Source organism: Marinobacter halophilus, assembly GCF_003007685.1.
Taxonomy (GTDB): Bacteria; Pseudomonadota; Gammaproteobacteria; order Pseudomonadales; family Oleiphilaceae; genus Marinobacter; species Marinobacter halophilus.
Map to the genome: position 1 here is coordinate 1 of NZ_PXNN01000009.1, position 22,545 is coordinate 22,545.

Consider the following 22,545-nt stretch of genomic DNA (forward strand, 5'->3'; position numbering starts at 1 on the left):
TGTCTAAAGCAAAATTTGAACGTAAAAAGCCGCACTTGAACGTGGGTACCATTGGTCACGTTGACCATGGTAAGACCACTCTGACCGCTGCTCTGACCCGTGTGTGTCACGAAGTATGGGGTACGGGTGAGCTGCGTGCGTTCGACCAGATCGATAACGCACCGGAAGAGCGTGCGCGTGGTATCACCATTGCGACCTCCCACGTTGAGTACGATTCACCGACTCGTCACTACGCCCATGTAGACTGCCCGGGCCACGCCGATTATGTGAAAAACATGATCACTGGTGCGGCTCAAATGGACGGCGCTATTCTGGTTTGTTCCGCAGCTGACGGCCCCATGCCGCAGACTCGCGAGCACATCCTGCTGTCTCGTCAGGTAGGTGTTCCTTTCATCGTTGTGTTCCTGAACAAAGCGGACATGGTCGATGATGAAGAGCTGCTTGAGCTGGTTGAGATGGAAGTTCGTGAGCTGCTGGATATGTACGACTTCCCGGGCGACGACACTCCGATCATCATCGGCTCTGCGCTGATGGCGCTGGAAGGCAAAGACGATAACGAAATGGGTACTACCGCTGTCAAGAAGCTGGTAGAAGCCCTGGACGACTATATCCCTGAGCCTGAGCGTGCCATTGATCAGCCGTTCCTGATGCCGATCGAAGACGTGTTCTCTATCTCTGGTCGCGGTACGGTTGTGACTGGTCGTGTAGAGCGTGGTCTTGTCAAAGTTGGTGAGGAAGTGGAAATCGTCGGTATCAAAGATACCGTGAAGACCGTTTGTACCGGCGTTGAGATGTTCCGCAAGCTGCTGGACGAAGGTCGTGCCGGTGAGAACGTGGGTGTTCTGCTGCGTGGTACCAAGCGTGACGACGTTGAGCGTGGTCAGGTGTTGTGTAAGCCGGGCACCATTAAGCCGCACACCAAGTTTGAGTGTGAAGTGTACGTGCTGTCCAAAGAAGAAGGTGGTCGTCATACGCCGTTCTTCAAGGGCTATCGTCCACAGTTTTACTTCCGTACCACCGACGTAACCGGTTCTTGCGAACTGCCGGAAGGTGTGGAAATGGTTATGCCGGGTGACAACGTCAAAATGACGGTTACCCTGATCAACCCGATCGCCATGGAAGATGGTCTGCGCTTCGCGATTCGCGAAGGTGGCCGTACCGTTGGTGCCGGCGTGGTCGCCAAGATCATCGAGTAATTTGCTCGGTTGGTCAGCAAAAAGGGGCTGATGCGTTCAGCCCCTTTTTGTGTTTTGGTCGCAAAGTCTACTCAACCCTGGCAATGTCATTGATGTTGACAGGGTTGAGTATTATGCATACAATGCGGCTCCTTTTTTTGAAGGTCGGCTAACTATTAGTCGCTACGAGTGGAGTTTGGTGCATCATGCAAAGCCAAAAGATTCGGATTCGGTTGAAGGCGTTTGATTATCGCCTGATCGACCAGTCCACGCAGGAGATTGTCGACACCGCTAAGCGGACCGGCGCTCAGGTTCGTGGACCTATTCCTTTGCCGACGCGCAAAGAAAAGTTCACCATCCTGGTCTCTCCGCACGTCAACAAAGACGCGCGCGATCAGTATGAAATTCGTACCCACAAGCGTTTGCTCGACATTGTTGAGCCAACGGAAAAGACAGTGGATGCTCTGATGAAGTTGGACCTGGCAGCAGGTGTGGACGTTCAGATTAGCCTCGGCTGATACCGCCCGGTATTAGTCTGTGTAACTGTCATAAGGCCATAGAGGGTGCGAGCCCCGTACACTTAAGAGGTGAAACATGGCAATTGGTGTTGTCGGTCGTAAGGCCGGTATGACCCGTATTTTTACGGAAGATGGGCAGGCGCTGCCCGTAACGGTAATTGAGGTTGATCCCAACCGCATTACCCAACTTAAAACTCTCGAAAACGATGGCTACCGTGCTGTACAGGTAACTGTGGGTTCTCGTCGTGCCTCCCGAGTGAGCAAGGCTGCTGCTGGTCACTATGCGAAAGCTGGTGTCGAAGCTGGTCGTGGCATTTGGGAATTCCGTCTTTCTGATGGCGAAGGCGATGAGTTGGCCGCTGGTGGCGAACTGACAGTGTCTGTATTTGAAGACGGTCAGATTGTTGATGCCACTGGTCAGTCCAAAGGTAAGGGATTCCAGGGTGGTGTTAAGCGTTGGAACTTCTCCATGCAAGACGCGACTCACGGTAACTCCCTGTCTCATCGTGCTCCGGGTTCTATTGGTCAGAACCAGACTCCGGGTAAGGTGTTCAAGGGCAAAAAGATGGCCGGTCAGATGGGTAATGCTCAGGTAACTGTGCAGAATCTCAAGATTGTCCGTGTCGATGCCGAGCGCAACCTGCTGCTGGTGAGTGGTGCCGTACCCGGCGCAACTGGCGGCGATGTTGTCATCAAGCCTGCAGTCAAAGCCTGAGGAGCGGTGCGATGGAATTGACAATTACTGGTAGCGGCAAGGGGATTTCTGTTTCCGATGCTGCATTTGCCAAAGATTTTAATGAAGCTCTGGTCCACCAGGTGGTGACTGCCTATATGGCGGCTGGCCGTCAGGGCACCAAGGCACAGAAAACACGTTCTGAAGTCAGTGGTGGTGGTAAGAAGCCATGGCGTCAGAAGGGTACTGGCCGCGCTCGAGCGGGCACCATTCGCAGCCCTATCTGGCGTTCAGGTGGCGTAACGTTTGCCGCTAAGCCGCGCGATTTCGAACAGAAAGTAAACCGCAAGATGTACCGTGCGGCCATGTGCTCCATTCTTTCCGAGCTGGTTCGTCAGGAGCGATTGGTGGTAGTTGACGATATCAATGTCGACAGCCCGAAAACCAAGGCGTTTACTGCAAAGCTGAAGGATCTGGGTCTTTCCAATGCATTGATTCTGTCTGACAGCGTTGAGCAGAATCTGCACCTTGCTTCTCGCAATATCCCGCACGTGGATGTTCGCGACGTTGCTGGTCTGGATCCATACAGCCTGGTTGCCTACGAGAACGTCGTGGTGACGGTTCCCGCTCTGAAGAAGATCGAGGAGATGCTGGGATGAATCAGGAACGTATTTATAAGGTCCTGCTGGGGCCGCACGTATCAGAGAAAACGTCTCTCGCAGCTGAGAGTGGCCAGGTGGTATTCCGTGTAGCGCCCGATGCCACCAAGCCGGAGATCAAGAAAGCCGTTGAGCAGCTGTTCAACGTCACCGTCGAAGGTGTTCAGGTTTCGAACCGTAAGGGTAAGCTCAAGCGTACCGTGCGCGGGTTCGGCAAACGTAATGACATTCGCAAGGCTTACGTTAAGCTGGCAGAAGGTCAGGACATCGATTTTCTGGATGTGGAATAAGGTAAAGGGGTCGTAATATGCCGATCGTCAAGACCAAACCAACATCTGCCGGACGCCGTCACGTTGTAAAGCTTTACAACCCGGATTTGCACAAAGGGCGCCCTTACGAGCCGTTGGTAGAAGTAAAGAGTAAGTCTGGTGGCCGTAACAACGCCGGCCGCATTACTACTCGTCACATTGGTGGTGGTCACAAGCAGCACTACCGTGTTATCGATTTCAAGCGGACCAAAGATGGTATCCCGGCGATCATTGAGCGCCTGGAATATGATCCTAACCGCTCTGCGCACATTGCGCTGGTGAAATACGCCGATGGCGAGCGCCGCTACATTATCGCTCCCAAGGGTATGACAGCTGGTGATCCAGTGCGCTCCGGCGTCGACGCGCCGATTAAGGTGGGCTCCACTCTTCCGCTTCGGAATATTCCGGTCGGTTCTGTGATCCACTGCGTCGAACTCAAGCCTGGCAAAGGTGCCCAGCTGGCTCGCTCCGCGGGCGCATCCGTACAGCTGGTAGCTCGGGAAGGGGCGTATGCCACTATCCGCCTGCGTTCAGGTGAAATGCGTAAGGTGCTTGTTGACTGTCGCGCAACGTTGGGTGAAGTGTCCAATAGCGAACACAGTCTTAAGCAGCTTGGTAAAGCGGGTGCATCACGTTGGCGCGGTAAACGTCCAACAGTACGTGGTGTTGCTATGAACCCAGTTGACCACCCGCATGGTGGTGGTGAAGGGCGTACCTCTGGCGGGCGTCACCCGGTTACTCCGTGGGGTGTTCCGACCAAAGGGCATAAGACTCGTAAGAACAAACGTACTGACAAGATGATAGTACGTCGTCGTTCGGCCAAGTAAACGACTACATAGAGGTAATTGCTGTGCCACGTTCTTTAAAGAAAGGTCCTTTTATAGACCTGCATCTGTTGAAGAAGGTCGAGGCAGCTATCGAAGGAAATGACAAGCGGCCCATTAAAACCTGGTCCCGCCGGTCAACAATCTTTCCTGAGATGGTAGGTCTGACCATTGCAGTCCACAACGGCAAGCAGCACGTGCCGGTTTATGTCACCGAAGATATGGTCGGTCATAAGCTGGGTGAGTTCGCGGCAACGCGTACTTATCGTGGTCATGCGGCCGACAAGAAAGCTAAACGCTGATTGTGAGGTAATAGAAATGGAAGTAGCAGCCAAGTATAAGGGCGCTCGCCTCTCAGCTCAGAAAGCACGTCTTGTCGCCGACCAAGTACGCGGCAAGGCAGTTGAGGACGCCCTGAACATTCTGACTTTCAGCCCGAAGAAGGCGGCGGTCGTGATCAAGAAAGCTCTTGAATCCGCCATCGCTAACGCTGAGCACAACGAAGGTCTGGACGTAGATGATCTGCGGGTTTCCACCGTTATGGTGGATGAGGGCCCAACGCTCAAGCGAATCAAAGCTCGAGCCAAGGGGCGCGCTGACCGTATTATGAAGCGCACCTGTCATATCACCGTCAAGGTCGCCGACAAGTAGGAGATGCTCAGATGGGTCATAAAGTAAATCCAACCGGCATGCGCCTGGGTGTGATCAAAGAGCACAACTCAGTGTGGTACGCCGACAAAAAGGACTACGCGAAAAACCTGTTGAATGACATTCAGGTCCGCGAATTCCTGGACAAGCGTCTGATTAAGGCGTCTGTCAGCAAGATCGTGATCGAGCGCCCTGCTCAGAACGCCCGGATCACGATCCATACCGCCCGTCCCGGTATTGTTATCGGTAAAAAGGGTGAAGATGTTGATCGTCTGCGTCGCGAAGTCAGCGACATGATGGGTGTGCCTGTGCACATCAACATCGAAGAAGTCCGCAAGCCGGACCTGGATGCCCGCCTGGTAGCGCAAAACGTTGCCGGTCAGCTGGAGCGTCGTGTGATGTTCCGTCGCGCTATGAAGCGTGCGGTACAGAATGCTATGCGCCAAGGTGCCAAGGGTATCAAGATTCAGGTTGGCGGTCGTCTTGGGGGTGCTGAAATCGCACGTTCCGAGTGGTATCGCGAAGGTCGTGTACCTCTGCACACACTGCGTGCAGATATTGATTACGCAACCTACGAAGCGCATACCACTTACGGCGTAATCGGCGTCAAGGTATGGATCTTCAAAGGTGAGATTCTTGGTGGTATGGAACAGGTCCGTGCTGACAAGAAAGCCTCTGGAAAGAAAGGCAAGTAAAGGGGCACTCTTATGCTGCAACCAAAACGCACCAAATTTCGCAAGGTAATGAAAGGCCGTAACACCGGTCTTGCTCACCGCGCTAACAAGGTGAGCTTCGGTGAATACGGATTGAAAGCGACTAGCCGGGGGCGTATAACTGCGCGCCAGATAGAGGCAGCGCGTCGTACCATGACACGTCGTATCAAGCGGGGTGGTAAGATCTGGATTCGGGTTTTCCCGGATAAGCCGATCACCGGTAAGCCGCTTGAAGTACGAATGGGTAAAGGTAAAGGTTCTGTCGAGTATTGGGTGGCTGAAATCCAGCCAGGCCGCATGCTTTATGAGATGGAAGGTGTGTCCGAGGAAATTGCTCGCGAAGCCTTCACTCTGGCAGCGGCCAAACTGCCGGTACAGACCACCTTTGTAACGAGGACGGTGATGTGATGAAAGCAACAGAGCTGCGTGACAAGTCAGTCGAGGAGCTGAACAAAGAGCTGATCGACCTCCTGAAGGAGCAGTTCAACCTGCGCATGCGTAAGGCGACAGGTCAGCTGAATCAGTCTCACCTCCTCGGCAAGGTGAAACGTGACATTGCGCGCGTTAAAACGGTAATGAATGAAAAGGCAGGACAGTGACATGACCGAAGCTACCCAAACTGCCAGAACTCTGAGCGGCAAGGTCGTGAGCAACAAGATGGATAAGTCCATCGTGGTCCTGGTAGAGCGTCAGGTGAAACACCCTCTGTACGGTAAGTACATGAAGCGCTCCACCAAGATCCATGCGCACGATGAAAGCAATCAGTGCAACATCGGCGACATCGTAACCATTCAGGAAACCCGCCCGGTCTCTAAGACCAAAAGCTGGGCCCTGGTGGAAGTCACCGAACGCGCGTCCAAGGTGTAATTCGCCCGGAGAACAACCATGATTCAGACTCAAACAATGCTTGAAGTCGCGGATAACAGTGGTGCACGGCAAGTTATGTGCATCAAGGTCCTGGGCGGATCTCACCGGCGTTACGCGAGCGTTGGGGACATTATCAAGGTGACCGTTAAGGAAGCCATCCCCCGCGGTAAGGTGAAGAAAGGCCAGGTCCTAAAGGCTGTTGTAGTACGTACCCGTAAGGGTGTGCGTCGTCCGGACGGGTCGTTGATCCGTTTTGACGGTAACGCGGCGGTACTTCTGAACAATCAGGACGCGCCCATTGGTACCCGTATCTTCGGACCGGTTACCCGTGAGCTGCGAAATGAAAAGTTCATGAAGATTATCTCACTGGCACCCGAAGTACTTTAAAGGACCAGAGGCCGGTTATGAAAAAGATCAAACGAGATGACGAAGTAATCGTCACTACGGGGAAAGACAAAGGTAAACGTGGTAAAGTCCTGAAAGTTCAGGATGACGGCCGAATGATTGTTTCTGGCATCAATATGATGAAGAAACACACGAAGCCGAACCCGATGCTGGGCACCCCAGGTGGCATCGTCGAAAAAGAAGCGCCTATCCAGGCTTCCAACGTGGCTATTTTTAATCCGCAGACCGGCAAAGCCGATCGTGTTGGCATCCTGATTAAGGATGACGGCACCAAGTCGCGGATCTTCAAGTCCACGAACGAAGCTGTCGATAACCAGTAAGCGGTGGTGGTTACGATGCTTAACATGAAAGAGCAGTATTCGAAGGAAGTGGTACCCGCCCTGCAGCAAGAGTTCGGCTACAAGAACGTGATGCAGGTACCGCGTATCGAGAAAATCACCCTGAACATGGGTGTTGGTGAGGCAGTTGGTGACAAAAAGCTGATTGAAAATGCTGTGGCGGATCTTGAGCGCCTGGCAGGACAAAAAGTAGTTGTCACCAAGGCTAAAAAATCGGTAGCGGGCTTTAAAATCCGTGAAGGTTGGCCAATTGGTTGTAAAGTGACCCTGCGCGGTGAGCGCATGTGGGATTTCTTTGATCGCCTGGTTCACATTGCGGTTCCCCGTATTCGTGACTTCCGTGGCCTCAATCCGAAATCCTTCGACGGTCGCGGTAACTACAGTATGGGTGTGCGTGAGCAGATCATCTTCCCTGAGATCGAGTACGACAAAGTCGACAAGATCCGCGGGCTGGATATCACTATCACCACCACTGCAGCTACCGACGACGAAGGTCGCGAACTGCTGAAAGCCTTTGGCTTTCCGTTCAAGAAATAAGGAACGAGTGACATGGCGAAGGTTTCCATGAAAAACCGTGAGCTCAAACGCGAAAAGACTGTGGCAAAATTTGCAGCTAAGCGCGCTGAGCTCAAGGCGATTATCAAAAACACGAATACCAGCGAAGAAGACCGTTGGAATGCACAGATGAAGCTTCAACAGCTTCCTCGCGATGCAAGTCCGTCACGTCTTCGGAATCGTTGCCAGATAACTGGTCGTCCACATGGCGTTCTACGCAAGTTCGAGCTTTCACGGATTAAACTCCGTGAATACGGCATGCGCGGTGACGTACCTGGCCTGACCAAAGCTAGCTGGTAAGATAGGTCACCTGACTTCGGTCAGGGGCCTGTTGGTAAGCGGTGCGGCGCGCCGCTGCACAACTAAAAAGATCAGGAGCCTCATACGAATGAGTATGCAAGATACGCTTGCGGATATGTTTACCCGTATCCGTAACGCACAGATGGCACAGAAGGCCGATGTGGCCATGCCATCTTCAAAGATGAAGATCTCCGTAGCCCAAGTCCTGAAGGATGAAGGTTACGTAGCAGATTTTTCTGTTTCAGCTGACGCGAAGCCAGAGTTGACCATCACCTTGAAATATTTTGGTGGAAAGCCGGTTATTGAACAGATCAAACGGGTTAGTCGTCCGAGTCTGCGCCAGTACAAAGGCGCTGGGGAGCTGCCGAAAGTTTCCGGTGGTCTGGGAGTCGCGATTGTCTCAACGTCCAAGGGCGTTATGACAGACCGTGCCGCACGTGCTGCAGGCGTGGGTGGCGAAGTCATCTGCACCGTATTCTAGGAGAATCACATGTCCAGGGTTGCCAATAATCCTGTCGTGCTGCCTTCCGGTGTTGAGGTTAAGCTGAACGGACAGGAAATTAATGTGAAGGGCTCCAAGGGAGCGCTTCAATTCACCATTCACCAAGCGGTTGAAGTAAAGCAGGAAGAGGGAACTCTTCGCTTTGCAGCCCGTGATGGTGCAAAACAGTCCCGTGCTCTTGCTGGTACTACTCGTGCGCTGATTAACAACATGGTTTCCGGCGTAACCACAGGCTGGGAGCGCAAGCTTCAGCTGACGGGCGTAGGTTATCGTGCGCAGGCGCAAGGTAAGAAGCTCAATTTGACACTGGGTTTTTCTCACCCGGTTGAATATGAGTTGCCCGAGGGTGTTACCGCTGAAACTCCGTCCAATACGGAAGTTGTGATTCGCGGTATCGACAAGCAACAGGTTGGCCAGGTCGCTGCTGAAATCCGCGCGTTCCGTCCGCCCGAGCCTTATAAGGGCAAGGGTGTTCGTTATGCGGATGAGCAGGTAAGACGCAAAGAAGCCAAGAAGAAATAAGGCGGGACTATGAGCGCGAATAACGAAAGATTGCGTCGCGCACGCAAAGTGCGCATGAAGATCCGTGAGCTGGGTACCGACCGTCTGTGTGTTCACCGCACGCCGCGTCACATGTATGCTCAGGTCACGTCTGCAGATGGCAGCAAAGTGCTGGCAACTGCTTCCACGTTGGATAAGGAATTGCGCCAGGGTGCAACCGGTAACGTGGATGCTGCTAAGAAAGTGGGTCAGCTGATTGCTGAGCGCGCTAAAGCAGCAGGTATTGAGAAGGTCGCTTTTGACCGCTCAGGTTACCGTTATCACGGTCGTGTACAGGCTCTGGCCGACGCGGCTCGTGAAGCTGGCTTGCAATTCTAAGAGGTGGAGAAGATGAGCGTTAACGATCAGAAAGCGCCTGAGCTCCAGGAAAAGCTGGTTCAGGTTAATCGCGTCGCCAAAGTAGTCAAAGGCGGCCGTATTTTTGCTTTCACCGCACTGACTGTAGTGGGTGATGGCAAAGGACGTGTTGGTTTCGGCCGTGGTAAGGCCCGGGAAGTTCCGGTGGCCATCCAGAAGGCGATGGAAGCAGCTCGCAAAAACATGGTAGACGTGGCTCTGGATGGTACGACTCTCCAGTACGCGGTCAGGGCGCAGCATGGCGGTTCCAAGGTTTACATGCAGCCTGCATCTGACGGTACCGGCATCATCGCTGGTGGCGCAATGCGTGCGGTGCTGGAAGTGGCCGGCGTGCACAACGTGCTGTCTAAGTGCTACGGATCTACCAACCCGGTAAACGTGGTACGTTCTACCATCAAGGGTCTGCAGGCAATGAAAGCGCCTGAAGATATTGCAGCCAAGCGCGGCAAATCCGTCGACGATATTCTGGGTTGAAGTCATGGCGAACGCAAAAACGATCAAAGTAACTCTGACCCGCAGCCCGATCGGCTGCCAGCCTAAGCACAAATTATGTGTGAAGGGTTTGGGTCTTCGTAAAATCGGTCATACCGTTGAAGTGGAAGATACACCCTCCATTCGTGGCATGATCAACCGGGTTAATTACCTGGTACAGGTTGAGGAGAACTAAGATGCGTCTGAACGAACTTGCTCCGGAACCTGGTTCACGTCCTGCCGCAAGGCGCGTAGGTCGTGGTATCGGTAGCGGTCTCGGTAAAACTGGCGGTCGTGGTCACAAAGGTCTGAAAGCTCGTTCCGGTGGCTCTGTTGCTCCCGGTTTCGAGGGTGGTCAGCAGCCGTTGGCCCGTCGTCTGCCGAAGTTTGGTTTTACTTCCCGCCAGCAGCGTTACGTTGCCGAGATTCGCCTGAACGAACTGGCGAAGGTAGACGGTGATGTAGTTGATCTGGCTGCACTGAAAAAGGCTGACATTATTCGTGAAGAAATTCGCGAGGCCAAGGTTATGCTGTCCGGCGAACTGGACCGCGCAGTAACCGTTAAAGGGCTACGTGTCACCAAAGGCGCACGCGAGGCAATCATTGCCGCGGGTGGGAAAGTCGAAGACTAAGACGAGTCGAGGACTAAATGGCCAAGACAGCATCAATGCCTGCGGGCGCCGGAAAGGGATTTGCAGAGCTGCGTTCGCGGCTCTGGTTCGTGTTTCTGGCGTTGCTGGTGTACCGTATCGGTGCCCACATTCCCGTGCCCGGCATCAACCCGGACCGTTTGGCGGCACTGTTTGATCAGAACCAGGGAACTATCCTGAGTCTGTTTAACATGTTTTCCGGTGGTGCGCTTGAGCGCATGAGTATCTTCGCACTCGGTATCATGCCGTACATCTCAGCTTCTATTATCATGCAGCTCATGACGGCGGTTAATCCGCATCTTGAGCAGCTGAAGAAGGAAGGTGAGGCTGGTCGTCGCAAGATAAGCCAGTACACGCGGTATGGTACGGTCGTCCTGGCCCTGGTTCAGGGCTTTGGTATTTCTGTGGGGTTGGCCTCTCAGGGCGTCACCTTTAACGACAGTTTCAGCTTCCATTTTGTGGCGGTTGTGTCATTCGTTTGTGGTGCCGTCTTTATGATGTGGCTTGGTGAACAGATCACCGAGCGTGGTGTCGGTAACGGCATATCCCTGCTGATTTTTGCAGGTATCGTGGCCGGTTTGCCTGGCGCCATTGGCCAGACTCTGGAGCAGGCTCGTAACGGAGAGATGAGTCTGTTGGTAGTGCTCGGTATAGGTGTTCTGGCAATTGCCGTGGTTGGCTTTGTGGTGTTCATGGAGCGCGGTCAGCGTCGTTTGACCATCAATTACGCCAAGCGTCAGCAAGGGCGTCAGGTGTTTGCTCAACAATCCAGCCACTTACCGCTTAAGGTAAATATGGCTGGTGTTATTCCGCCGATCTTCGCGTCGTCGATTCTGTTGTTCCCGGCGTCATTGGGGCAGTGGTTCGGTCAGGGTGAAGGAATGGAGTGGTTGAGTGACATCTCCCAGGCATTGGCTCCGAGCCAACCGTTGTATATTATTCTGTTTGCCGCAGCAGTTGTTTTCTTCTGCTTCTTCTATACAGCCCTGATGTACAACCCTAAGGAAGTGGCGGATAACCTCAAGCGTTCCGGCGCGTTTATCCCGGGCATACGCCCAGGAGAGCAGACTGCCAAGTACATCGATGGTGTACTGACCCGTCTGACGTTGTTCGGGGCTATGTATATTGCAGCGGTGTCCCTGTTCCCTCAGTTTCTGATGGTTGCAGGTAATGTACCTTTCTATCTTGGTGGTACGTCACTGCTGATTGTTGTAGTCGTGGTGATGGATTTCATGGCCCAGGTTCAGTCGCACCTGATGTCACATCAGTATGAATCGCTGATGAAGAAGTCCAATCTCAAGGGCTATGGACGGAACGGCTGATATACAGTTGTTCCCCTTGAAAACTGGAGTCGACAATGAAAGTACGCGCTTCGGTAAAGAAAATTTGCCGTAACTGCAAAGTAATTCGTCGCAATGGCGCAGTAAGAGTCATCTGCACGGAACCTCGCCACAAGCAGCGTCAGGGCTGATCCTTCGGGAAAAGTACTGATTCTGCAAAAGGGGTACGGAATAGTAGCGCTTGACTTGCTTGCAGGTCAGGCGCTATTATTTCGCGCCCGTTTTGTAGCGGAAAATTCACACAGCAAAGCTTTGAACGCGGAGTAATTTGGATGGCACGTATAGCCGGTGTCAATATACCCGATCACAAACATGCTGTTATCTCGCTCACCTACATTTTTGGTGTTGGCAAGACAACAGCCCAGAAGCTTTGCGATGCAACCGGCGTTAAGCCGGACGTCAAGGTCAAAGACCTTAGCGACGAGCAGCTTGAATCCCTTCGTTCTGAAGTGGGCAAGTTTACCGTCGAAGGCGATTTGCGTCGTGAAGTACAGATGAACATCAAGCGTTTGAAGGATCTCGGTTGCTTCCGTGGTCTGCGCCACCGTCATGGACTACCCGTCCGTGGCCAGCGCACCAAGACCAACGCCCGCACCCGTAAAGGTCCACGCAAACCTATTCGTAAGTAACAGGTAGGCAAACATGGCAAAGCCAGGTACACGTACCCGTAAAAAGGTGAAAAAGACGGTTGTTGATGGCGTCGCGCACATTCACGCGTCCTTCAATAACACCATCGTGACCATTTCGGACCGTCAGGGCAACGTCCTGTCCTGGGCCACCTCTGGTGGTTCTGGTTTCCGCGGCTCACGTAAGAGTACACCTTTTGCTGCGCAGGTAGCAGCTGAAAGAGCCGGTAATGCGGCTGCTGAATACGGCCTTAAAAACCTGGACGTAGAGGTTAAGGGTCCTGGGCCCGGACGTGAATCTGCAGTTCGCGCGCTTAATTCGTGCGGCTACAAGATCACTAACATCACTGATGTAACGCCGATTCCCCATAACGGCTGTCGTCCGCCCAAGAAGCGCCGCGTCTAACACAGGAGACAGTGAAATATGGCTCGTTATATAGGCCCGAAGTGCAAGCTGTCTCGTCGTGAAGGGACAGATCTTTTTCTGAAGAGCGGCGTTCGCGCGCTCGATACAAAGTGCAACATCGAGACTCCGCCAGGTATGCATGGCGCGCGTCGCGGTCGTCTGTCCGAGTACGGCGTACAGCTTCGTGAAAAACAGAAAGTTCGTCGTATCTACGGTGTACTGGAGAAGCAGTTCCGTAGCTACTACAAAGAGGCTGCCCGTCTGAAGGGTGCAACCGGTGAGAACCTGCTGCAACTTCTGGAAGGTCGTCTGGATAACGTTGTTTACCGCATGGGTTTTGGTTCAACCCGTGCAGAGTCCCGTCAGCTCGTGTCTCACAAGGCAATCCTGGTTAACGATAAGCCGGTGAATATTCCGTCTTACCAGGTCAAGCCGGGTGACGTTGTGAGCGTGCGTGAAAAAGCCAAGAACCAGTTGCGCGTAAAAGGTGCTCTGGATCTGGCTGGTGGTCGCGCACCGGTAAGCTGGGTAGAGGTTGACGCCAACAAGATGGCCGGCGTTTACAAGTCAGTACCTGAGCGTATTGAACTGCCTGCCGACATCAACGAGAACCTCATCGTCGAGCTTTACTCTAAGTAAAGCCCAGTTAGCAACGATAGTAGATAGGGGCGTCTATGCAGCGTTCAGTACATGAGTTATTGACACCTCGTACCATTGACGTGAAGGAAGCTGGTGCCACGCGCGCCAAGGTGACGCTGGAGCCGCTTGAGCGCGGTTTCGGACACACCCTGGGTAGCGCGCTGCGGCGGATTCTTTTGTCTTCGATGCCGGGCTGCGCCGTTACTGAAGCACAGATTGACGGTGTCCTGCACGAGTACAGCGCCATTGAAGGTGTCCAGGAAGACGTGATTGAGATTCTTTTGAATCTCAAGGGCGTCGCCGTGAAGATGAACAGCCGTGACGATGCTGAGCTAACCCTCAGCAAGAAAGGTCCGGGTGTGGTGACTGCCGGCGATATCAAGCTGGACCACGATGTGGAAATTGCCAACCCTGACCACGTTATCTGTCACCTGAGCGAAAATGGCGAAGTGAACATGCGTCTGCGTATTGCGCGTGGTCGCGGCTATGAGCCGGCGGATCAGCGCGGTCTGGATGAGGACGAAACTCGTGCCATCGGACGTCTGCAGCTTGATGCTACGTTTAGCCCGGTTCGCAGAGTGGCTTATGCCGTCGAAAGCGCGCGGGTTGAACAGCGTACAGATCTGGACAAGCTGGTTATTGATCTGGAGACTAATGGCACTATCGATCCGGAAGAAGCAATCCGCCGGGCCGCGACCATTCTCCAGCAGCAACTGGCCGTGTTCGTTGATTTTGATCATGAGAAAGAACCCGAGCGTGTTGAAGAAGAGGAAGAAATCGATCCGATTCTGCTACGTCCGGTTGATGATCTTGAATTGACTGTGCGTTCAGCTAACTGCTTGAAGGCAGAAAATATTTACTATATCGGCGATCTTATTCAGCGCACGGAAGTGGAGCTGCTGAAGACGCCTAACCTTGGCAAAAAGTCGCTTACTGAGATCAAGGACGTTCTGGCGTCCCGTGGTTTGTCTCTGGGAATGCGTCTTGATAACTGGCCGCCGGCAAGCCTTCGTGGTGATGACCGGGTTCTGGGCGGTTAATCGCCGATTAGTTTAAGGTAAGGAATCAGAGCAATGCGTCATCGTAAGAGTGGTCGTAAGTTCAACAGGACCAGTGCGCATCGCAAGGCCATGTTCCGTAACATGACTGCGTCACTGGTTGAGCACGAGCTGATCAAAACGACGCTCCCGAAAGCGAAAGAACTGCGTCGGGTAGCAGAGCCGTTGATCACGCTCGCAAAGAATGATTCGGTTGCAAATCGTCGTCTGGCGTTCTCACGCCTGCGTAACGATGCTGTGGTTGCCAAGCTCTTTAATGAGATTGGTCCCCGCTACAGCGAGCGTCCGGGTGGATACCTTCGGGTCCTGAAATGTGGTTTCCGCGCTGGTGACAATGCTCCTATGGCATTTGTTGAACTGGTCGGTCGTCCGTTGGACATCGAAGCAGAAGAAATGGACGACAACGAAGAGTAGTATCTTCTGGGTCATCCATAAAAAAACCGGGTTCCGAAAGGCTCCCGGTTTTTTTATGTCAAAATTTTGTGCTTTCTATTTGCCCTGTCTTTCCAGCAATGGCTTCAGGTAATGGCCGGTGTGCGATGCAGCGATTTCGGCTACTGCTTCCGGCGTGCCCTCTGCGATGATCTGCCCTCCGCCGGAACCGCCTTCCGGGCCCAGGTCGATGATCCAATCCGCAGTTTTGATAATGTCGAGATTGTGCTCGATGACCACAATAGTGTTGCCGTGGTCTCGTAGCCTCTGAAGAACGTTCAGCAGCTGCTGAATGTCGTAGAAATGCAGGCCGGTTGTGGGCTCGTCTAGGATGTACAAGGTCTTTCCGGTATCCCGCTTCGACAGTTCCTTGGCAAGCTTCACCCGTTGGGCTTCACCGCCGGACAAGGTGACCGCACTTTGGCCCAGGCGGATGTAGGACAAGCCTACATCGATGAGGGTCTGTAGTTTTCTTGCCAGGAAGGGTACAGCGTCAAAGAACACGCGACCCTCTTCGACCGTCATGTCGAGCACTTCGTGGATGTTCTTGCCTTTGAAGCGAACCTCCAGTGTTTCGCGGTTGTAGCGCTTCCCTTTACAGATGTCGCAGGGCACGTAGACGTCGGGAAGGAAATGCATTTCTACTTTGATTACGCCGTCGCCCTGACAAGCTTCGCATCGGCCGCCCTTGACGTTGAATGAAAAGCGCCCAGGCTTATAGCCTCGTGAGCGGGCTTCCTGGGTGCCAGAAAACAGTTCGCGAATGGGAGTGAACAGGCCGGTGTAGGTGGCCGGATTGGAGCGTGGCGTGCGGCCGATCGGGCTCTGGTCGATGTCGATGACTTTGTCGAGCTGATCCAGACCCTGGAGGTTCTGGTAGGGCGCATGGCTGAGCGTGGTGGCCTTGTTCAGTTTGGCTGCCGCGACCGGATACAGGGTGCTGTTGATTAGCGTCGATTTGCCAGAGCCCGATACGCCGGTCACGCAAGTCATTACGCCGAGCGGCAGGGTGAGAGTTACGTCCCGTAGGTTGTTGCCGGTGGCGCCAGACAGCACCAGTGTTTGACCGTTGCCCTTGTTACGGGTGGCCGGTATTGCGATTTCTTTTTCGCCGCACAAGTATTGGCCGGTGAGCGAGTTTTTGTTGGCAATGATGTCTGCCGGGGTACCCTTTGCAACCACGTGGCCGCCGTGCACGCCTGCACCGGGGCCGATATCGATTACGTAATCGGCCGCACGGATGGCGTCTTCGTCGTGTTCGACCACGATTACGGTATTGCCCAGGTCCCTGAGGTGGGTGAGGGTGGTCAGTAGGCGGTCATTGTCACGCTGGTGCAGACCAATTGAAGGCTCATCCAGGATGTACATAACGCCCACCAGGCCCGCGCCGATCTGGCTGGCCAGGCGAATGCGCTGGGCTTCACCGCCAGAGAGAGTGTCGGCACTGCGCTCCAGGGTGAGGTATTCGAGGCCGACGTTGACCAGAAATTGCAAGCGTTGGCGCACTTCTTTCAGGATTTTTTCAGCAATCTCGCCCTTGCGGCCAGGCAGAGCCAGTTCGCTGAAGTAACGATGGGCATCACCCACGGGCAAGTGGGTGATGTTTGATATATTGCGCTCTTCAATGAAAACGTTGCGTGCACTCTGGCGTAGCCTTGAACCGCCGCAGTCTTTGCAGGGCTGGGTGCTCAGGTTGCGGGCCAGCTCTTCGCGCATGCTCTGGGAGTCGGTTTCACGATAGCGTCGTTCCAGGTTGGGCAGGATGCCTTCGAACGGGTGTGCCCTCTCCATGATCTGGCCGCGGGAATTGACGTAGCGGAACGGAATGTCTTCGCCGCCGGAGCCGTTGAGCAGCACCGTCTGAAATTCCTCCGGTAACTCCTCCCAGGGGATTTCAAGGTCGATGCCGTAGTGCTCTGCGACACTGGACAGCATCTGGAAATAGTAGACCGCTCGTCGATCCCAGCCCTTGATAGCGCCGGAGGCCAGGGTCGCCTCCGGGTTCTGGATCATTTTTTCGGGGTCGAAAAACTGCTTCACGCCCAGTCCATCACAGGTTGGGCAGGCACCGGCGGGGTTGTTGAACGAGAACAACTTGGGTTCGAGTTCGCTGAGTGCGTATCCGCACTGGGTGCAGGCGTAGCGGGCAGAAAATGTGTGCTGCTCGCCCGGGCCGGACATCGGGGCCACCAGTGCAATGCCGTCGGCCAGTTCAAGGGCGGTTTCAAAGCTTTCAGCGAGGCGCTGCTCGAGGCCGGGTTTGACCTTGAAGCGGTCGACCACCACATCAATCTGGTGTTTGCGCTTCTTGTCCAGTTCCGGCACGTCATCAATGTCGTAAACCGTGCCGTCAACCCGCAGCCTGATAAAGCCCTGGCTGCGCATGGTATCAATCACCTGTAGGTGTTCGCCTTTTCGATCCCGGATAATCGGCGCCAGGATCATCAGCTTGCTGTCCTCGGGCATTGCCAGCACAAGGTCTACCATCTGGCTGACGGTCTGGGCTTCCAGGGGCTGGCCATGTTCAGGGCAGCGGGGTTCGCCGGCGCGAGCAAACAGCAGGCGCAGATAATCGTAGATCTCGGTAATGGTGCCGACGGTGGAGCGGGGGTTGTGAGACGTTGATTTCTGTTCGATGGATATGGCGGGCGACAAGCCTTCAATGTGATCGACGTCGGGCTTTTCCATCATCGACAAGAACTGCCGGGCATAGGTAGACAGAGATTCCACGTAACGGCGCTGACCTTCAGCATAAAGCGTGTCGAAGGCAAGGGATGACTTGCCTGAACCAGAAAGACCAGTAATGACAATAAGCTTGTCTCTTGGAATATCCAGGTCGATGTTCTTCAGGTTGTGCGTGCGTGCGCCTTTGATCTGGATATGGTCCATAACACCTCGCTTGGTAAAACCACCAGTATATCGTGTTCGGCTGCCCCCGGCGAAGCCGCTGTTGGTCGACTTGGGAAAACCGGGTGTCGCCCGGGAGTATCCGGGCGTGGGTAGTCCCGCAGTCTGGGTGCATCTGGTACAATGCGCCGCCTGCGGTCAGCGACCGCCTACTCCTATTTCCTCAATCCGGCACGGGAAAGCATGAACGCGCTTGAAAAACGCTCTGTAACGGCTCTGGCCTCGGTATACGCCATGCGTATGCTGGGCTTGTTCATGGTGATGCCGGTTTTTGTTCTGCTTGGTAGTGACCTGCAGGGCGCAACGCCCGCGTTGATCGGGTTTGCGATCGGTGCCTATGGCTTGAGTCAGGCGCTGCTGCAGATTCCGTTTGGTCTGTTATCCGATCGGGTTGGCCGAAAGCGCATGATCTACATCGGCCTGGTGTTATTTGCCGCGGGGAGCCTGCTCGCGGCCGCTACGGATTCTATATACGTTGTAATCGCCGGCCGGATTCTTCAGGGTGCTGGCGCCATTGCCAGTGTGCTGATGGCCCTGCTCAGCGATCTCACCCGGGAGGAAGAGCGCACCAAGGCTATGGCCCTGGTTGGCATCACCATCGGCTTGTCTTTTTCGGTGTCGTTGGTGGCGGGTCCTCTGCTGGGCTCGGTGTGGGGGCTTTCGGGCATATTCTACGTAACCGCTGCTCTGGCGGTTGTGGCACTGTTTATTGTGGCCAAGGTGGTGCCCACGCCCCATACCCATAAGGTCAGTGCGGATACCCACCCAACCCGTGAAATGGTGGCGCGAGTACTGAACGACGGCCGGTTGTTGCGCCTGGACTTCGGGATTTTCGCCTTGCATTTTGCGTTGACCGCGCTGTTTCTGGTGTTTCCCACCATGCTGCAGGACGAACTTGGCCTGGCTGGCAGCTCCCATTGGTGGTTCTACCTCACGGTTATGGTGACGTCATTTTTTGCCATGGTACCCTTCATCATATTCGGCGAGAAAAAGCGAAAGATGAAGCCGGTGCTGTGCGGTGCCATTGCCTTGCTCACACTGGCCACCGCCGGGCTGACCGGGATCGGACAAAGTCTTTGGGCGGCCTGGGTGGTGTTGTTCTTTTTCTTTATGGCGTTCAATCTGCTGGAGGCAAGCTTGCCGTCACTGATCAGCAAAGAGGCGCCAGCAGCCAGCAAAGGCACTGCCATGGGTGTGTACTCTACGTCGCAGTTTTTTGGCGCATTTCTGGGCGGTGCTCTTGGCGGCTATTTGCTGCAGTGGGTAGGCGTCGAAGGCGTGCTCTGGTTAATGGCTGGCAACCTGGCCTTTTGGTTGCTGGTGGCGTTGACCATGCCGGTACCGAGCTACACGACCAGTGTTGTAGTGCGTTTAAAGGAAGTGGTGTCCCACGGCTTTGATGAAATTGATCAAAGCCTGCGCCATTTACCGGGCGTTCAGGATGTGGTGATTGTAGAAGAGGCCAGCACCGCTTACCTGAAAGTCGACAAGCAGCATTTTCACGAAGATCAGCTTGCGCACTTTGAATTTGTGCGGCAGGGTAATGGGTCTTAAACACAGGATGCGGGCAAGGACGGCACGCGTTGAGCGAAAACGATCAGGAGCGGAAGATGGCACGAGGCATAAACAAGGTAATTCTCATCGGTAATCTGGGCCAGGATCCGGATACCCGCTATACCCCGAACGGCAATGCGGTTGTGAATCTCAACCTGGCTACCGATGAAAGTTATAAGGATCGCCAGACCGGGCAGATGGTGCCAAGAACGGAATGGCACCGGATTGTGCTGTTTGGCAAGGTCGCTGAAGTGGCCGGTCAGTATCTGCGCAAAGGCTCCAAGGTGTATATCGAAGGTCGCTTGCAAACCCGCAAATGGCAGAATAAAGAAGGACAGGACGTCTACACCACGGAGATTGTGGTCGACATCAACGGTCAGATGCAGATGCTGGACAGCCGCGGTGGCGAAGGCGGTATGAACCAGGGCGCACCCCAGGGCCGGCCCCAGCAGCAAGCCCAGCCCCAGGGTCAGCAAAACGTGCCCGCCCATAACCAGGGCGGCCAATCGGATCAGTCCGGCGGCTACAACCCGCAGAATCAGTCGCAGGGCGGTGGCATGCCGGAGCCGATTGACGACTTTGATGATGACATTCCGTTCTAGGATGTACCTTAGACTGATAGCGTAAAGTACTCGGTGTGCTGAAAGCCTGCGATCTCTGCAGGCTTTTTTGTTACAGACTTGCAAAATCTCCGTGAAATCACGCAAAACAACGTAGAGTTACGTTCACTTTCTCAACTACCATATAAAGCCGTGCTCAATTTGCTGATAATCTGAACACCTTTCGCTCTTCAGTTGACTGTTCGGCTGAACAAATTAGCCCGGAAAACGCCAAGGAATTCATGATCCTGCATTCTGTCGTTACCACCTTTAAAAAACTGATCGGGCGCGGATCCGCCGGGCATCCGGTATGCCTTGAGGTGCGCCCCGATGGTATTTCCTGGGCAAAGTCCGCCGGTACCGCAGAGCAGACTATGGGATTTATAGACTGCTTGCCCGCCCGGCGACAGGAAGCTCTAGGCCAGCTGGTTGCTGACCAGAACTGGGCTGGGGCCCCGGCCATTCTGGTGTTGCCGATAGATCAGTATCAGGTGTTCCAGGTTGAGCGCCCCGAGGGGGTAGAAGACAGCGAGTTGGCCGATGCCCTGAAGTGGAAGCTCAAGGATTTCCTCGATTTCAGCCCGTCTGATGCAGTATCCGATGTGTTTATGTTTCCGAAAGATGCCTCCCGTGGTCGCGGGCCCTTGGTGAACGTGGTGGCGGCTCGCAAGTCGCTGGTGCAGGAATTGATTGATCTGGTGTCGGCATCCGGCCTTGAGCTGAAAAAAATCGACATCGCGGAACTGGCACTGAGAAATCTGGCGGCGCGCCTGGATACCGTCAATCGCGGCGTGGCGCTGGTACATTTGCGCGATCGTTACGGGCAGATGGTGATTTGCCAGGGGGGCACCCTGTATCTGTCTAGGCGGCTGGAGCTGTCCTACGACGATCTGGGCGATGCCTCAAACCAGGAAAATGCCGTGCAGTCTCTGGCGTTGGAGATTCAGCGCTCTATGGATTACTTTGAAAGTCAGCTTGGTCAGGTGCCGCCGTCAACCATCCGCCTGGTGGCGCGGGATTCTGTGTTGCCACTCAACTCCATGTTGTCTTCCTATATGGCTGCCGGGTTAGATGTGCCTGACTGGACCGAGTTTGGTCTGAACGCAGACCTCGACAGCCGTTGTCTGCCGGCCTGGAGTGCGGCGCTTACTCAGGAGAGCCTGGCTTGATGACGCAGCAGGTTAATCTCTATACCGCAGAACTCCGGCCGCAGAAGTTACGCCTTAATACCGGCGCAGCACTGGCGTTGGTGGCTCTGGTGGCTGTCGCGTTGGTGGGCGTGATGGTTTACGGCCATTGGCATAACCAGAAGCTGGACCAGCAGGTAGATCGGCTGCAACAGCAGAATCAGAGCCTGGAGCAGGCGGTGGCCAGTATGGCGGCTCAGGTGCAGGCCCGCCTGCCGGACCCGGAACTGGACACGGCACTGGAGCGGCTAACTGACACCATCGCTCGCCGGCAGCGGTTACTGGACCGGGTTGGGGGGCTGACCGCTAACAATCACAACGGCTTTTCGGGGCGGATGTCGGCACTGGCCAGGCAAATTCCTGATGATCTTTGGCTGACCTCGCTGCGGTTGCAGTCGGTGCCCGCCACCATGAGTCTGGAAGGCAGGGCTCGCGCTGCGGACCTGGTGCCGCACTACCTGGAACGACTGGGGGATGAGCCGGCCTTTATCGGTGAAACCTTCGGTGCTTTCCGGCTGGCGCGCCCGGACGAGGAAGCGTCGCGGCACTGGGTCGAGTTTCGGGTGGCAACGGAACAGGGCACGGGGGCAGGCTCATGAGCAAACTGAACGAAACTCTGGCAACCGGAATCCAGTGGTACAACATCCGCCCCATCCGTGAACGGGCATTGATTGTGTTGACCATCTGCGTGCTGGTGTTTGTGGCCGGCTGGGAACTGCTTGTGGCCCCGGTTGAAGCTCGGCAGCAGCAACTGAACAATCGAGTGCAAGTGTTGTCTGCAGAGCGGGATACTTTGCTCAGCCAACAGCAAGCCCTGAACAGCCAGCTGGCCAGCGATCCGTCCGCAGAATTGCGCCAGCGCCTGGCGGCCCGGCAGAACCGGCTGGATCGTCTGGATCAACAAATCACCGAAACCGCCGGGCAGTTGATTGCGCCGCGGGATATGGTGGCGCTGTTGCGAGTGATGCTTTCGGCCCAGCAACAGCTAGAACTGGAATCCATGGTGCTGCTTGCGCCAGTGCCGGTGTTTGATGGCAGGCTGGAAAGTGACGCCAGGCAGGAAACGCCGGAGCCCTTGCTTTATGCGCACGACGTTGAATTGAAAATACAGGGTGGATATCTGGATGTGCTGGCCTACTTGCAGAGGCTGGAAGGCATGGATGAGCGCCTTGGCTGGATGCAGCTGGAATACCAGGCTGGTACCTGGCCCAAAGGCGAAGCAACCATCCGAGTGCGAACGCTGAGCCTTGAAGCCGCCTGGCTGGGAGTATGA

The 22,545-nt window shown here is 54.7% G+C and carries 35 protein-coding genes; 34 read left to right on the forward strand and 1 reads right to left on the reverse strand.

What is annotated here, in order from left to right; translation table 11 throughout:
- From tuf to rplQ, 29 genes are all read left to right on the forward strand, one after another.
- A partial coding sequence (tuf, locus tag C7H08_RS05440; protein WP_243411419.1) for an elongation factor Tu occupies nucleotides 1-1,196 on the forward strand: 1,196 nt, incomplete at its 5' end.
- 185 nt (nucleotides 1,197-1,381) lie between these two features.
- A complete protein-coding gene (gene rpsJ / locus C7H08_RS05445; RefSeq protein WP_007350503.1) occupies nucleotides 1,382-1,693 on the forward strand; it encodes a 30S ribosomal protein S10 in 312 nt (103 codons plus the stop codon).
- A gap of 76 nt (nucleotides 1,694-1,769) precedes the next feature.
- Nucleotides 1,770-2,408, forward strand: a complete 639-nt coding sequence (gene rplC / locus C7H08_RS05450) for a 50S ribosomal protein L3 (RefSeq protein WP_106670746.1) — start codon at nucleotides 1,770-1,772, stop codon at nucleotides 2,406-2,408.
- 11 nt (nucleotides 2,409-2,419) lie between these two features.
- Nucleotides 2,420-3,025: a 50S ribosomal protein L4 gene (gene rplD, locus C7H08_RS05455; protein WP_106670747.1), complete on the forward strand. Its 606-nt coding sequence runs from the start codon at nucleotides 2,420-2,422 to the stop codon at nucleotides 3,023-3,025.
- The gene (gene rplW, locus C7H08_RS05460; RefSeq protein ID WP_106670748.1) at nucleotides 3,022-3,315 is read left to right on the forward strand and encodes a 50S ribosomal protein L23; all 294 of its coding nucleotides are present in this window, start codon (nucleotides 3,022-3,024) and stop codon (nucleotides 3,313-3,315) included. The genes rplD and rplW overlap by 4 nt, the downstream gene beginning before the upstream one ends.
- 17 nt (nucleotides 3,316-3,332) lie before the next feature.
- On the forward strand, nucleotides 3,333-4,160 hold the full coding sequence (gene rplB / locus C7H08_RS05465; protein WP_106670749.1) for a 50S ribosomal protein L2: 828 nt from the start codon (nucleotides 3,333-3,335) through the stop codon (nucleotides 4,158-4,160).
- 23 nt (nucleotides 4,161-4,183) lie between these two features.
- A complete protein-coding gene (gene rpsS / locus C7H08_RS05470) occupies nucleotides 4,184-4,459 on the forward strand; it encodes a 30S ribosomal protein S19 (RefSeq protein WP_106670750.1) in 276 nt (91 codons plus the stop codon).
- A 16-nt stretch (nucleotides 4,460-4,475) separates the two neighbouring features.
- Nucleotides 4,476-4,808, forward strand: coding sequence for a 50S ribosomal protein L22 (gene rplV / locus C7H08_RS05475; protein ID WP_092016112.1), 333 nt, complete (start codon nucleotides 4,476-4,478; stop codon nucleotides 4,806-4,808).
- Nucleotides 4,809-4,819: 11 nt separating this feature from the next.
- A complete protein-coding gene (gene rpsC, locus C7H08_RS05480; protein ID WP_106670751.1) occupies nucleotides 4,820-5,500 on the forward strand; it encodes a 30S ribosomal protein S3 in 681 nt (226 codons plus the stop codon).
- Nucleotides 5,501-5,512: 12 nt separating this feature from the next.
- The gene (rplP, locus tag C7H08_RS05485) at nucleotides 5,513-5,926 is read left to right on the forward strand and encodes a 50S ribosomal protein L16 (RefSeq protein WP_044387654.1); all 414 of its coding nucleotides are present in this window, start codon (nucleotides 5,513-5,515) and stop codon (nucleotides 5,924-5,926) included.
- A complete protein-coding gene (gene rpmC, locus C7H08_RS05490) occupies nucleotides 5,926-6,117 on the forward strand; it encodes a 50S ribosomal protein L29 (RefSeq protein ID WP_044387652.1) in 192 nt (63 codons plus the stop codon). Before rplP ends, rpmC begins: the two co-directional genes overlap by 1 nt.
- A gap of 1 nt (nucleotide 6,118) precedes the next feature.
- Nucleotides 6,119-6,385 carry a 30S ribosomal protein S17 gene (gene rpsQ / locus C7H08_RS05495; protein WP_044387650.1) on the forward strand — a complete coding sequence of 89 codons (267 nt, stop codon included), beginning with the start codon at nucleotides 6,119-6,121 and terminating at the stop codon, nucleotides 6,383-6,385.
- Between the two features lie 18 nt (nucleotides 6,386-6,403).
- Entirely contained in the window at nucleotides 6,404-6,772 is a 369-nt protein-coding gene (rplN, locus tag C7H08_RS05500) for a 50S ribosomal protein L14 (RefSeq protein WP_007154005.1), read from the forward strand.
- A 17-nt stretch (nucleotides 6,773-6,789) separates the two neighbouring features.
- Nucleotides 6,790-7,110, forward strand: coding sequence for a 50S ribosomal protein L24 (gene rplX, locus C7H08_RS05505; protein WP_106670752.1), 321 nt, complete (start codon nucleotides 6,790-6,792; stop codon nucleotides 7,108-7,110).
- Between the two features lie 15 nt (nucleotides 7,111-7,125).
- Nucleotides 7,126-7,665: a 50S ribosomal protein L5 gene (gene rplE / locus C7H08_RS05510; protein ID WP_106670753.1), complete on the forward strand. Its 540-nt coding sequence runs from the start codon at nucleotides 7,126-7,128 to the stop codon at nucleotides 7,663-7,665.
- Between the two features lie 12 nt (nucleotides 7,666-7,677).
- Nucleotides 7,678-7,983 (forward strand): 30S ribosomal protein S14, encoded by a 306-nt coding sequence (rpsN, locus tag C7H08_RS05515; RefSeq protein WP_106670754.1) that lies wholly within the window; start codon nucleotides 7,678-7,680, stop codon nucleotides 7,981-7,983.
- Between the two features lie 88 nt (nucleotides 7,984-8,071).
- Nucleotides 8,072-8,464 carry a 30S ribosomal protein S8 gene (gene rpsH / locus C7H08_RS05520; protein WP_044387641.1) on the forward strand — a complete coding sequence of 131 codons (393 nt, stop codon included), beginning with the start codon at nucleotides 8,072-8,074 and terminating at the stop codon, nucleotides 8,462-8,464.
- 9 nt (nucleotides 8,465-8,473) lie between these two features.
- A complete protein-coding gene (gene rplF, locus C7H08_RS05525) occupies nucleotides 8,474-9,007 on the forward strand; it encodes a 50S ribosomal protein L6 (protein ID WP_044387638.1) in 534 nt (177 codons plus the stop codon).
- A gap of 9 nt (nucleotides 9,008-9,016) precedes the next feature.
- Nucleotides 9,017-9,364 carry a 50S ribosomal protein L18 gene (gene rplR / locus C7H08_RS05530; RefSeq protein ID WP_106670755.1) on the forward strand — a complete coding sequence of 116 codons (348 nt, stop codon included), beginning with the start codon at nucleotides 9,017-9,019 and terminating at the stop codon, nucleotides 9,362-9,364.
- A 12-nt stretch (nucleotides 9,365-9,376) separates the two neighbouring features.
- Nucleotides 9,377-9,877: a 30S ribosomal protein S5 gene (gene rpsE / locus C7H08_RS05535; protein ID WP_044387634.1), complete on the forward strand. Its 501-nt coding sequence runs from the start codon at nucleotides 9,377-9,379 to the stop codon at nucleotides 9,875-9,877.
- 4 nt (nucleotides 9,878-9,881) lie between these two features.
- The gene (gene rpmD, locus C7H08_RS05540) at nucleotides 9,882-10,070 is read left to right on the forward strand and encodes a 50S ribosomal protein L30 (RefSeq protein WP_007153997.1); all 189 of its coding nucleotides are present in this window, start codon (nucleotides 9,882-9,884) and stop codon (nucleotides 10,068-10,070) included.
- A 1-nt stretch (nucleotide 10,071) separates the two neighbouring features.
- On the forward strand, nucleotides 10,072-10,506 hold the full coding sequence (rplO, locus tag C7H08_RS05545; protein ID WP_106670756.1) for a 50S ribosomal protein L15: 435 nt from the start codon (nucleotides 10,072-10,074) through the stop codon (nucleotides 10,504-10,506).
- Between the two features lie 17 nt (nucleotides 10,507-10,523).
- Nucleotides 10,524-11,846: a preprotein translocase subunit SecY gene (gene secY, locus C7H08_RS05550; RefSeq protein ID WP_106670757.1), complete on the forward strand. Its 1,323-nt coding sequence runs from the start codon at nucleotides 10,524-10,526 to the stop codon at nucleotides 11,844-11,846.
- 35 nt (nucleotides 11,847-11,881) lie between these two features.
- Nucleotides 11,882-11,995 (forward strand): 50S ribosomal protein L36, encoded by a 114-nt coding sequence (rpmJ, locus tag C7H08_RS05555; protein WP_082049083.1) that lies wholly within the window; start codon nucleotides 11,882-11,884, stop codon nucleotides 11,993-11,995.
- Between the two features lie 141 nt (nucleotides 11,996-12,136).
- On the forward strand, nucleotides 12,137-12,493 hold the full coding sequence (gene rpsM / locus C7H08_RS05560; RefSeq protein WP_106670758.1) for a 30S ribosomal protein S13: 357 nt from the start codon (nucleotides 12,137-12,139) through the stop codon (nucleotides 12,491-12,493).
- Between the two features lie 13 nt (nucleotides 12,494-12,506).
- Complete coding sequence (rpsK, locus tag C7H08_RS05565) at nucleotides 12,507-12,896, forward strand: 30S ribosomal protein S11 (RefSeq protein WP_044387623.1); 390 nt, start codon at nucleotides 12,507-12,509, stop codon at nucleotides 12,894-12,896.
- An 18-nt stretch (nucleotides 12,897-12,914) separates the two neighbouring features.
- Nucleotides 12,915-13,535, forward strand: a complete 621-nt coding sequence (gene rpsD / locus C7H08_RS05570) for a 30S ribosomal protein S4 (RefSeq protein WP_106670759.1) — start codon at nucleotides 12,915-12,917, stop codon at nucleotides 13,533-13,535.
- A gap of 35 nt (nucleotides 13,536-13,570) precedes the next feature.
- A complete protein-coding gene (locus C7H08_RS05575) occupies nucleotides 13,571-14,575 on the forward strand; it encodes a DNA-directed RNA polymerase subunit alpha (RefSeq protein ID WP_106670760.1) in 1,005 nt (334 codons plus the stop codon).
- A gap of 33 nt (nucleotides 14,576-14,608) precedes the next feature.
- Nucleotides 14,609-15,007 carry a 50S ribosomal protein L17 gene (rplQ, locus tag C7H08_RS05580; protein ID WP_106670761.1) on the forward strand — a complete coding sequence of 133 codons (399 nt, stop codon included), beginning with the start codon at nucleotides 14,609-14,611 and terminating at the stop codon, nucleotides 15,005-15,007.
- A 75-nt stretch (nucleotides 15,008-15,082) separates the two neighbouring features.
- Here the strand turns inward: rplQ and uvrA are convergent, their stop codons facing one another.
- A complete protein-coding gene (gene uvrA, locus C7H08_RS05585; RefSeq protein WP_106670762.1) occupies nucleotides 15,083-17,914 on the reverse strand; it encodes an excinuclease ABC subunit UvrA in 2,832 nt (943 codons plus the stop codon).
- Nucleotides 17,915-18,115: 201 nt separating this feature from the next.
- On the opposite strand from uvrA, the gene C7H08_RS05590 reads away from it, so the two are divergent.
- The 5 genes from C7H08_RS05590 to C7H08_RS05610 all read left to right on the forward strand — a co-directional run bounded on the left by C7H08_RS05590 (nucleotide 18,116) and on the right by C7H08_RS05610 (nucleotide 22,545).
- Complete coding sequence (locus C7H08_RS05590; protein ID WP_106670889.1) at nucleotides 18,116-19,486, forward strand: MFS transporter; 1,371 nt, start codon at nucleotides 18,116-18,118, stop codon at nucleotides 19,484-19,486.
- A 56-nt stretch (nucleotides 19,487-19,542) separates the two neighbouring features.
- Nucleotides 19,543-20,088, forward strand: coding sequence for a single-stranded DNA-binding protein (gene ssb / locus C7H08_RS05595; protein WP_106670763.1), 546 nt, complete (start codon nucleotides 19,543-19,545; stop codon nucleotides 20,086-20,088).
- Nucleotides 20,089-20,327: 239 nt separating this feature from the next.
- Entirely contained in the window at nucleotides 20,328-21,254 is a 927-nt protein-coding gene (locus C7H08_RS05600) for a type IV pilus biogenesis protein PilM (RefSeq protein WP_165793937.1), read from the forward strand.
- The gene (locus tag C7H08_RS05605; protein ID WP_106670764.1) at nucleotides 21,254-21,871 is read left to right on the forward strand and encodes a PilN domain-containing protein; all 618 of its coding nucleotides are present in this window, start codon (nucleotides 21,254-21,256) and stop codon (nucleotides 21,869-21,871) included. The genes C7H08_RS05600 and C7H08_RS05605 overlap by 1 nt, the downstream gene beginning before the upstream one ends.
- Complete coding sequence (locus tag C7H08_RS05610; protein WP_106670765.1) at nucleotides 21,868-22,545, forward strand: MSHA biogenesis protein MshJ; 678 nt, start codon at nucleotides 21,868-21,870, stop codon at nucleotides 22,543-22,545. The genes C7H08_RS05605 and C7H08_RS05610 overlap by 4 nt, the downstream gene beginning before the upstream one ends.

Excerpts from the sequence above, each read along its gene's own strand:
- rpsJ (WP_007350503.1), top strand. The coding sequence starts at position 1,382 with ATGCAAAGCCAAAAGATTCGGATTCGGTTGAAGGCGTTTGATTATCGC.
- rplC (WP_106670746.1), top strand. The coding sequence starts at position 1,770 with ATGGCAATTGGTGTTGTCGGTCGTAAGGCCGGTATGACCCGTATTTTT.
- rplD (WP_106670747.1), top strand. The coding sequence starts at position 2,420 with ATGGAATTGACAATTACTGGTAGCGGCAAGGGGATTTCTGTTTCCGAT.
- rplW (WP_106670748.1), top strand. The coding sequence starts at position 3,022 with ATGAATCAGGAACGTATTTATAAGGTCCTGCTGGGGCCGCACGTATCA.
- rplB (WP_106670749.1), top strand. The coding sequence starts at position 3,333 with ATGCCGATCGTCAAGACCAAACCAACATCTGCCGGACGCCGTCACGTT.
- rplV (WP_092016112.1), top strand. The coding sequence starts at position 4,476 with ATGGAAGTAGCAGCCAAGTATAAGGGCGCTCGCCTCTCAGCTCAGAAA.
- rpsC (WP_106670751.1), top strand. The coding sequence starts at position 4,820 with ATGGGTCATAAAGTAAATCCAACCGGCATGCGCCTGGGTGTGATCAAA.
- rplP (WP_044387654.1), top strand. The coding sequence starts at position 5,513 with ATGCTGCAACCAAAACGCACCAAATTTCGCAAGGTAATGAAAGGCCGT.
- rpmC (WP_044387652.1), top strand. The coding sequence starts at position 5,926 with ATGAAAGCAACAGAGCTGCGTGACAAGTCAGTCGAGGAGCTGAACAAA.
- rpsQ (WP_044387650.1), top strand. The coding sequence starts at position 6,119 with ATGACCGAAGCTACCCAAACTGCCAGAACTCTGAGCGGCAAGGTCGTG.
- rplN (WP_007154005.1), top strand. The coding sequence starts at position 6,404 with ATGATTCAGACTCAAACAATGCTTGAAGTCGCGGATAACAGTGGTGCA.
- rplX (WP_106670752.1), top strand. The coding sequence starts at position 6,790 with ATGAAAAAGATCAAACGAGATGACGAAGTAATCGTCACTACGGGGAAA.
- rplE (WP_106670753.1), top strand. The coding sequence starts at position 7,126 with ATGCTTAACATGAAAGAGCAGTATTCGAAGGAAGTGGTACCCGCCCTG.
- rpsN (WP_106670754.1), top strand. The coding sequence starts at position 7,678 with ATGGCGAAGGTTTCCATGAAAAACCGTGAGCTCAAACGCGAAAAGACT.
- rpsH (WP_044387641.1), top strand. The coding sequence starts at position 8,072 with ATGAGTATGCAAGATACGCTTGCGGATATGTTTACCCGTATCCGTAAC.
- rplF (WP_044387638.1), top strand. The coding sequence starts at position 8,474 with ATGTCCAGGGTTGCCAATAATCCTGTCGTGCTGCCTTCCGGTGTTGAG.
- rplR (WP_106670755.1), top strand. The coding sequence starts at position 9,017 with ATGAGCGCGAATAACGAAAGATTGCGTCGCGCACGCAAAGTGCGCATG.
- rpsE (WP_044387634.1), top strand. The coding sequence starts at position 9,377 with ATGAGCGTTAACGATCAGAAAGCGCCTGAGCTCCAGGAAAAGCTGGTT.
- rpmD (WP_007153997.1), top strand. The coding sequence starts at position 9,882 with ATGGCGAACGCAAAAACGATCAAAGTAACTCTGACCCGCAGCCCGATC.
- rplO (WP_106670756.1), top strand. The coding sequence starts at position 10,072 with ATGCGTCTGAACGAACTTGCTCCGGAACCTGGTTCACGTCCTGCCGCA.
- secY (WP_106670757.1), top strand. The coding sequence starts at position 10,524 with ATGGCCAAGACAGCATCAATGCCTGCGGGCGCCGGAAAGGGATTTGCA.
- rpmJ (WP_082049083.1), top strand. The coding sequence starts at position 11,882 with ATGAAAGTACGCGCTTCGGTAAAGAAAATTTGCCGTAACTGCAAAGTA.
- rpsM (WP_106670758.1), top strand. The coding sequence starts at position 12,137 with ATGGCACGTATAGCCGGTGTCAATATACCCGATCACAAACATGCTGTT.
- rpsK (WP_044387623.1), top strand. The coding sequence starts at position 12,507 with ATGGCAAAGCCAGGTACACGTACCCGTAAAAAGGTGAAAAAGACGGTT.
- rpsD (WP_106670759.1), top strand. The coding sequence starts at position 12,915 with ATGGCTCGTTATATAGGCCCGAAGTGCAAGCTGTCTCGTCGTGAAGGG.
- C7H08_RS05575 (WP_106670760.1), top strand. The coding sequence starts at position 13,571 with ATGCAGCGTTCAGTACATGAGTTATTGACACCTCGTACCATTGACGTG.
- rplQ (WP_106670761.1), top strand. The coding sequence starts at position 14,609 with ATGCGTCATCGTAAGAGTGGTCGTAAGTTCAACAGGACCAGTGCGCAT.
- uvrA (WP_106670762.1), bottom strand. The coding sequence starts at position 17,914 with ATGGACCATATCCAGATCAAAGGCGCACGCACGCACAACCTGAAGAAC.
- C7H08_RS05590 (WP_106670889.1), top strand. The coding sequence starts at position 18,116 with ATGAACGCGCTTGAAAAACGCTCTGTAACGGCTCTGGCCTCGGTATAC.
- ssb (WP_106670763.1), top strand. The coding sequence starts at position 19,543 with ATGGCACGAGGCATAAACAAGGTAATTCTCATCGGTAATCTGGGCCAG.
- C7H08_RS05600 (WP_165793937.1), top strand. The coding sequence starts at position 20,328 with ATGATCCTGCATTCTGTCGTTACCACCTTTAAAAAACTGATCGGGCGC.
- C7H08_RS05605 (WP_106670764.1), top strand. The coding sequence starts at position 21,254 with ATGACGCAGCAGGTTAATCTCTATACCGCAGAACTCCGGCCGCAGAAG.
- C7H08_RS05610 (WP_106670765.1), top strand. The coding sequence starts at position 21,868 with ATGAGCAAACTGAACGAAACTCTGGCAACCGGAATCCAGTGGTACAAC.